Source organism: Corallococcus sp. CA047B (assembly GCF_003612065.1).
Classification (GTDB): Bacteria; Myxococcota; Myxococcia; order Myxococcales; family Myxococcaceae; genus Corallococcus; species Corallococcus praedator.
In genome coordinates, this window is record NZ_RAWD01000616.1 from 1 (window position 1) to 1,921 (window position 1,921).

2 protein-coding genes are annotated in these 1,921 nt (G+C 73.8%); both read right to left on the reverse strand.

Going from position 1 to position 1,921, the window contains the following annotated elements; genetic code table 11:
- Positions 1-1,225 (reverse strand): O-antigen ligase (locus D7X74_RS41600; protein ID WP_120538433.1); only part of this gene is annotated, 1,225 nt, incomplete at its 3' end.
- 19 nt (positions 1,226-1,244) lie between these two features.
- On the reverse strand, positions 1,245-1,921 hold a 677-nt coding region (locus D7X74_RS41605; protein WP_120538434.1), incomplete at its 5' end, for a CpsD/CapB family tyrosine-protein kinase.

A 1,921-nucleotide genomic window follows, 5' to 3' on the forward strand; every position in this document is an offset into this window, starting at 1 on the left:
GATGGGGATGGGGGGCCGGGGCGGAGCGCCGTCCCCCCACGGCGGTGCAGGAGGCCATCACCAGCAGCAGGAAGAAGGCGCGGCTGTCGTAGAGGTCGCCGCTGGCCTGACTGCCCAGCAGCACCAGCACCGCCGCGCCAACGGTCGCGCCGTCCAGCCCCTGGCGGCGCTTGAGCGCCGTGCGGACGAAGGTGATGAGGACGCCCGCGAGGAAGAGCAGCCCCACGGCGCCGCCCTCGCAGAACACCTCCAGGAAGAGGTTGTGCGGGTAGACGCCCAGGCCCAGCGCGGGGAACGCGGCGAGCCCCGCGCCCGACACCGGGTGGTCGTGTCCCAGTTGGATGGCGGCCTCGTAGAGGACCTCCCGCCCGGACAGGTACACCTTGCCCTCACCGCCCCCCTCGTAGTTCAGCGTCAGGCGCAGGAAGCGCTCCTCCACGGAGTGGGTCAGCGCCTCGCCCAGGGGGGACAGCATCGTCACGGCCCCGACGGCCACCGTGGCGAGCAGCACCAGCAGCAGCAGCCGGCGCAGGGGCACGCGCGCCACCACGAGGTAGGTGGTGATGCCCGCGAAGATGGCGGCCGTCCCGCCCCGCGAGCCCGTGAGCAGCGCGAGGATGACGCCGGTGGCGGCCATGGGAATCCACAGCCACGCCTGGCCCCGCCAGGTCCAGAAGTACAGGGCGCCCAGCGCGAGCAGGCCCATGAGCCGCGCGAAGATGTTGGGGCCGCCACCCATCACCGCCAGCCGCCCGCCGCCGCCGCCGGAGAGCAATTGGCGGACGCCGGTGAGCGCGAGCAGCGCCGTGGCCGTGACGACGATGGTCCAGAACGCGTCCAGGATCCGCGGCGCGGGCTGGCGGAGCGCGGCGAGCGCGAAGCCCACGCTCATCACCAGCACGAGCACGAGCTCGTAGAGCTTCGCCAGGGCGAAGTCCGTGTCAGGGGACCAGAAGGCGCTCGCGCACAGGTAGCCGAAGAACCCCAGGAGCGCGGTGACGAGCGGTGGATCGAAGCGCGCCTCCCCCGGCCGCGCCCCGCGCCACGCATGGTGCAGGAGCCCCACGGAGGCGAACACTCCGCCGCCCATGACGATCCACAGCCGCAGCTCCAGAAACGGGTTGGCCTCCACCTCCGTTTCGGCCAGCCGGTGGAAGCCCCAGCGGCCCGCGAGCACGTAGAGCGCCGCGATGAAGCCCAGGCCTGTGCAGCGAGTCCATCTCACGGGGGGGCTCCGGGCGGCTTCAGCGGGGGGACGGATACTCGTACTGGTAGATGCCGCTCACCGCGCGGGCCCGCCGGGAGCGCGGCACGCCGTTGAGCACGACGCCCCGCACCGGGACGTCGTTCTGTTCCAGGAGGTGCAGGGCCGACGCCACCTCCCGCATCGGATGGGCGCCGGCCCGCACCACGGCGAGGCTCACGCTCGCGTGCCGGCCCACGAGCGCCGCGTCCGTCACCGCGAGGATGGAGGGCGTGTCGAAGAGGACCACGTCGTAGCGGGCGGACAGGCCCGCCACGAGCGCGGCGAACACGTCCTGGGACAGCAGCTCCGCGGGGTCCGCGGGAAGCTCGCCCGCGCCCAGGAACGACAGGCGGGGACCGACCTCCTGCTGGAGGGCCTGCTCCAGGGGGACGGTGCCGCGCAGCACCTCGCAGAGGCCGGGGGGCCGCTCGTCCCGGAAGCAGCGGTGGAGCCAGCCCCCGCGCAGGTTCGCGTCCACCAGCAGGACGCGGCTGCCGGACTCCGCCAGCACCCAGGCGAGGTTGACGGCGACGAAGGACGTCCCCACGCCCGGGCTCGTCCCCGTGAGCGCCACGACGTTGCCGGACGCGTCCTTCAGCGCCCGCTGGAGCCGGGTCCGCAGGCCGCGCAGGCTCTCGGTGGTGGGGTCGCGGGGAAGGGTCCGCGCCAGGAGGG